Raw genomic sequence first — 6,100 nt, 5'->3', positions numbered from 1 at the left:
CACGCTGAACACCCCGGGCATGAGACGCCGGGCGAAAGCCCTGGACACACTGATGCAGCGGGTCCAGGACATCCATACCCCCGCCCAACGGGCGGACAGCCCGCGGGACCTGGTGGACGATTACCTCAGCCTGCACGCGAGCGACCCGCAGTTTCTCCCGGAGTCCAACCTGCTGTTCTCCTTTTCCGCGGCCTTGATTGCCAGCGTGTACCTCGGCGATACGTTCAGCCTCGTAGTCTACGCCATGGCGTCGCAGCCCGACCTCTACGCCAGAATCCAGGCCGAAGCAGATGCCCTGTTCGCCAAGGGAGACCCCGAGAGAGAGGATTTCACCCCCGCCAACATTGACGTTACCCACCGCTTCCTCATGGAGTGCATGCGCATGTACCCGATCGTCTCCATGTCCATTCGGAACGTGATGAATACGTGCGTGGTCGAGGACTACGAGCTGCCCATGGGGGAACGGATCCACATCGCCATGACCGCCACGCATTACATGAGCGAGGTATTTCCCGACCCCTACAAGTTCGACATCGACCGCTACCTGCCGTCGCGCCATGAACACCGAAGCCCCGGGTACGCTCCGTACGGGCTGGGCACGCACAAGTGTCTCGGCACCCGGTGGATGGAACTGCACCTGGCGGCCAACTTGCTGATGCTGGCGCACTACTTCACGATTGAGGTGTCGCCGGCGAAGTACAAGCACAAGCTCCGTTTCAGTCCGTTCCCGTCGCTGAAACCGAGCAAGAAGCTGAAGTTCCGCATCTCCCAGCAGAGACGGGAGCTGTTCACCTGACTACTTGGCTCCTTGTGGAGCCAGGGGAAAACACCACGAAATGCGGCTGTGCAAACTGTCAAGAGAGCTGAGAGATGCGTACCGGGGATCGGGCGTCACACGTCGAGTGCAGCACTTCGACGGCTGGCTCGACCGGGCGGCGCTGGAGCCCGGTGGCGCGGACGGGTACGATCACACGGAAACAGTGAAAGACTATTACGACCTTTGTAGCGGGTTCATGGTGTGGGGCTGGGGCCAGTCCCTGCACTTCGCGCCCCTCACGCCTCATGAGAGTCTGGAGGAGTCCAAGGTCCGGCATCAGCGGCTGATGATTTCCAAGTTGGAGCTGCAACAGGGTATGACGGTGGTCGACGTTGGTTGTGGAGTCGGCGCCCCCATGCGCCGCGTCGTCCGTGAGGCTGGTGTCAGGGTTGTAGGAATCAACATCAATGAGATCCAGTTGGAAGAGGCGAAGAGGTTGAACGCCGAGGCGGGGCTTGATCACATGGTCGATTTCGAGACGTGCAGCTTCATGGACATGAGCACCATTGAGGACGACACCTTCGACCGGGGTTATGCCATAGAGTCAACGTGCCATGCACCGGACAAGGAACGCGCCTTCAAGGAGGTATTCCGCGTGCTGAAACCCGGTGCCCTGTTCTGGGGGCAGGAAATGTGTCTGACGGGCAAGTTCGATCCGAAGGACGACCGGCATCGGGCCATCAAGGAGGATCTCATGCGCGGCATTGCGCTGAAGGACATCGCCACCTTCGGGGAAGTGAATCACGCGCTCGGAGCCGCGGGATTCCAAGTCATGGAAGGGATGGACCGGGCGATCCAGGAAGGACCCTCCACACCTTGGTATCAACCCATGGAGAGTCGCCATGGGACGGTCGGAAACGCCTTGCGCAGGCTTCCGTGGGGCCGTAAAGCGGTCATCACAGGATCGAAGCTGGCTGAAGTACTGCGGCTCTTTCCGAAGGGCTCCGCAGAAGTCATCCGACTCCTGGATCGAACCGCGGAGGCTTATATCGCGGGCGGCAAGGCGGGTATCTTTACGCCGCTGTACTGTTTCTTGGCTCGCAAGCCTCTTTAGGCCCGCCTGGCGCGCCTTCGCGCGGGACCCTCAAGTCAGGGCCTCTCCGGAACCGCCAGCCGTACAACATGATGCGCCCTCATCGGCTACCGCCTAATCGGAAATCGAGTCCCCACTTCCCGTCGCAACCGTTTGTTCAGGATAGAACTGCCGGCAATAGCGGCGGTATTTCCCTATGGGACCATCTGCCCGACACAGCCTGGGAGGAGACCGATACTGCTTCCGTTCCCAGATCACCACGTCCTGCAGGACATCCCGCTTCTGTTGTGACATAAAAATGCGATTCATCAGCCTGTGGCGCAGCTTCATCGGCAGAAATCCCAGACCTGAAATGAATCGCCGGGGCCTGTGGATTTCCCGCAGTTGGCTGACCAGTACAAGATCAATGAGGGTACCGTCAATGGGCGTTGCGAGTACCCACAATCTCGCATTCATATCGATAGTTTTCTCGTGGATTTCGACGAAGGAGTAGCCCAGTCCATAGACATGGGTGATGGCCGAAGCTTCGTACACGAAGTCCTTTACACCCAGGATCTTGCGAACGCGTTTGAAGTCAAAGCAACTCTTCAAATAGGCACCATCTACCGTTACCGAACCGACTGGATTCACATTGTCGTAACCATGCACATAGCGCAGGTGTCCCAAATCTACGGAGTTCTCGGTTGTTTCCTGGGGATGGCCTCGGAACCGGAGTATGTCGAATCCCAGTTTACACCACTCTTGTCCAGTGGTTGGCTCGGCTGGCAGGTCCCACTGCGGCGGCCGACCACCGCTCCCGAACCAGGCGAAGACCATGCCGAGGATCTCTCTGGTCTCATATACCTTCAGTCTCGCGGCTCTCGGTGCCGGGGCGTTCGGAGTCGCAACACATTGACCGGTCGTATCGTACTCAAATCCGTGAAAAGGACAGACGAGGCGACCGTTGCATATCTTCCCACCGACCTCCGGACCCAGGTGCGAGCCCAGGTGAGGGCATACCGCGTCGGCCACGCAGACACGGCCTGCATCGTCACACCAGACGACGATTTCTTCACCCAGCCACGTTTTCGCGATCAGTTTCTCTCGCAAAATGGCCTCGCGGTTTGCGACGAAATACCACCCCTCGGGGAACGGCGGTAGCGCATCAGCACCAGTCCTGACCGGTCTATTAGTATCACTGGTTCGTAAGTCAGTAGATTCTGTCAAAGACATAAAGATCTCATCCTCAGGAGTTTCCCAAGGGCGCCTGAACAGCGCCGATGCCACGAGATGTTCCCATGCAAAGTCACCAAACATCTATAAGCTATTTACGGCAGGTGGACAAGGTGAAAGATTTTATATTCCAAATCCCCCGCGTCGGTGCTCGAGTTTTATTTGCGGGATATCTTTGATATTGATTTTAAAAAAGAAACCCTTATTAAAACCTGCGGGATACCACGAAAACCGCGCTTCCCAACAGTGCAGGTCGCGGTAAAGCGACAGGCTTTGCGCCGAGATTTTGGCATCGGGCAGAACATCAATATTGATCGAATAGTCAATTCTTATAAATTGGCGAGGATTGATGCCAATATCTGCTTTGATCCAGGATGTTTTGCTCGTTGTATTGCCGAACCGCCGCATCGCAATATAATGAGAGAGATTGAATCGCCACGGCTGGCTGGCGCTGCCGAAATCGCTGTACAGATCGCGTTCAAAGCCAAAATCTGCGCCATATCCCCCCCTGTATCCACCGCCATATCCAGCATCATATCCAGTATCATACCCAGGGTCGTATCCATCGGGAAGAGCGGACTGGATAACCATATTGCCTCGTCCACCTTGACCACCGGAAAAACGAAAATTGGAGGTAATGGTCAGGTTCTGCATGCGCGGATGCAAAAGCGACCGCTGGCCTGTGCTGTCATAGAGCGTATGGGTCATCGCAATGCGGACATCCACGCGGCGGTCGGGTTTGAGAGACGCGCTGGTGCGAAGCAGACGCCATTTTTGTCTCGGCGCGTCAAAATCGTATCCCGTTGACAAATTGAGTGTCGCCAGGGTAAAGCGACGCACGTCGTCTTCGCGCTGGGTTTTGAGTTCAAAGGTATTGCCGATATTAAAATTTATGCTGCGTCTGGCATCGTTCCATTTGCGATTGCCTCCAAAACCCATAGTTCCCTGAAAGATGCTTCCCGATTGATTGTAATTGAAATTGATCCGGGGCTGAAAGCGATGCCGAATGCCGCGCAACCGACCGATCTGCGGTTGGAATATGCCGTATAATGTCGTACCAGAAGTCAGTGTCGCGTTGTAAGACGTGCGTCGCGTTGTCGAATCGGTATCGCTATATATAAACTCTTCGCCAAAATTAAAGCTCGGCGTGAGATCGAGCCACCCCAGGGGGCGATGTTGGCTATTGACAGTGACGCGATTTTGGAGAGAAACGCGCTCTGTATTGGGCGCTGGATCGGGGTTGCGCACAAAATTATTGGATAGCGTGCTCGAAAAACCGTAGTAAAAGGCGCGATACCACGGTCCTGTAACTGATGTGGGTTCATTACCTCCAAAAAAGCGGCGTCTATTTTGTCGAAAGCTGAGACGGGGAAAGCCCTGAAAGCTATTGTTTTTTGTCCTCAGATCGCGGTAATACGTCAGGCTACCGTCAATACTGCGCCCAGACTCTGTCCAGCGTTTATCAAAAGAAAAACTGGATCTCAATTGTCGATTGAGATAGCGATAAAGATTGTTGCTATTGCGTCGGTCAAAGTTGGTACTGGTAGAAAACTGTCCGCTCCCCCTGATATTGGTCGTGGCGTTGATGCGTTGCTGGTGTTGCAAATTAAAGCGCCAATTGTGGGCAGTACCTTCACCTGAAGTGTCGTGGTCATATCCGATGTCCATTGAGCCGCTGAACCGATTGCGTCTGGCATAGGCAAATCGCGATTCGAGCAAAAATCCACCGCGCTCGCGCAAAGTGCTCTTAACCGTGGCATCCCAGTATTCACTCGGCGCAAAATAATACCCCACATTGTGGACAAAAATACCATCGCGGCTATTGCTACCCACGCCCGGCGTCAGCAAGCCCGATTGCCGCCCGCGCTTGACTGGAAAAACGAAAAAGGGAACCCAGAAAACGGGGATGGGACCAATGCGAAAAGTAACAGACCGCCCAATCGCTTTGTCGTCTTGCAAAATACGCACATTTTTGCACAAAAAATCGTAGTGTACATGGTCGCGATCACAGGTACTCAAAGAGAGATCCAGAGCATTTAGCGCTTTTTGACCGTCGAGTGCGATATGGGCACCGCGATAGTGTTTGCGCTGATGTGACGCGCGGCCCTCTCGCACGCTGCCGCGTTCTGTATCGAGGTCATAAACCATGGACTCACCCGAAATTTTCTCGCTACCGCGGGTAAATTGGGGTGGTCTCACGGTTTTTGCCCCGGTGGAATCGGGCAATGCCCGTGCTGTGACGTGCCGGGTGTTTTGATCGTACGTGATATGACCAGCTTTGAGTTGCAGGTCGCGATAGCGCAAGGTGGCATTGCCGGACAATTCCACGCGCCTGGTCTGAACGTGATAAACGACCTCATCGGCATCAAATACTATGGAATCGCCAGCGGCTCTTTGCGGCAAACCGGGTTGGCACCATCCCGGCGTAATCGCAAAGAGCAGAAACAAAATGAGCCACACGGCTTGTATTTTATTACAGGTATTCATAATTTTAAAGTGTGTTGCGAATTTTGTGGAGTACAAACGTAAATTCGGGATTGGGAAAAGTCAACAGAGGTTCCACGACGGAACCACTGGATCAATGCCTGGCTTCATGTCCTCTATAAATAAGAAAATACCTCGATTGTTCCGTTTTTATTGATATATTTCGACGGAACCTGTATCTTTACTTTTCGCGGTAAATATGCGGACGTGGTGGAATTGGCAGACACGCCAGATTTAGGATCTGGTGGGGTAAAACCCGTGGGGGTTCGAATCCCCCCGTCCGCACCAAAGAATAATCAGACGATTCGAGGCCCTACTCCTTGAATCGCTGGCGCGAGAACTCCCTTTGGGGAGCTTTTTTATTTATTGTTTAACAGATCCGATACCAATAAAAACAACGTGAAAGCGAGGAATTTGTGGCAACATTTTTGAATCGCGATCAAGTAAGAGCAATTCGAGCAGAATTTGGTACCCCGGTTTATGTTTACGACCAGCGCACGCTGGAAGCACAGGCCAAGGCGGTGTTAAACTTCCCCAATGCCTTTGGACTTACT

Annotated in this window: 4 protein-coding genes and 1 tRNA gene; 3 read left to right on the top strand and 2 right to left on the bottom strand. The window is 54.2% G+C overall.

Annotated features, from left to right (window positions below; translation table 11 throughout):
* On the top strand, positions 1 to 796 hold a 796-nt coding region (locus OXG87_14165), incomplete at its 5' end, for a cytochrome P450 (protein MCY3870696.1).
* A 106-nt stretch (positions 797 to 902) separates the two neighbouring features.
* Positions 903 to 1,871, top strand: coding sequence for a class I SAM-dependent methyltransferase (locus tag OXG87_14160; protein ID MCY3870695.1), 969 nt, complete (start codon positions 903 to 905; stop codon positions 1,869 to 1,871).
* Between the two features lie 93 nt (positions 1,872 to 1,964).
* Here the strand turns inward: OXG87_14160 and OXG87_14155 are convergent, their stop codons facing one another.
* Both OXG87_14155 and OXG87_14150 read right to left on the bottom strand, forming a co-directional pair.
* Positions 1,965 to 3,062: a Rieske 2Fe-2S domain-containing protein gene (locus OXG87_14155; protein MCY3870694.1), complete on the bottom strand. Its 1,098-nt coding sequence runs from the start codon at positions 3,060 to 3,062 to the stop codon at positions 1,965 to 1,967.
* A gap of 123 nt (positions 3,063 to 3,185) precedes the next feature.
* Positions 3,186 to 5,510, bottom strand: a complete 2,325-nt coding sequence (locus tag OXG87_14150; GenBank protein MCY3870693.1) for a putative LPS assembly protein LptD — start codon at positions 5,508 to 5,510, stop codon at positions 3,186 to 3,188.
* A 237-nt stretch (positions 5,511 to 5,747) separates the two neighbouring features.
* Between OXG87_14150 and OXG87_14145 the strand changes: the two genes are divergently transcribed.
* Positions 5,748 to 5,834, top strand: a tRNA-Leu gene (locus OXG87_14145).
* The last annotated feature ends 266 nt before the right edge of the window (positions 5,835 to 6,100 follow it).

It is taken from the genome of Gemmatimonadota bacterium (assembly GCA_026706845.1).
GTDB lineage: Bacteria > Latescibacterota > UBA2968 > UBA2968 > UBA2968 > VXRD01.
Note: the sequence above shows the minus strand (reverse complement) of the source record. Positions and strands in the feature narration are given on the sequence as shown.

Bases quoted from the DNA above. Each gene is read 5' to 3' on its own strand.
- OXG87_14155 (MCY3870694.1), bottom strand. From the start codon at position 3,062: ATGTCTTTGACAGAATCTACTGACTTACGAACCAGTGATACTAATAGA.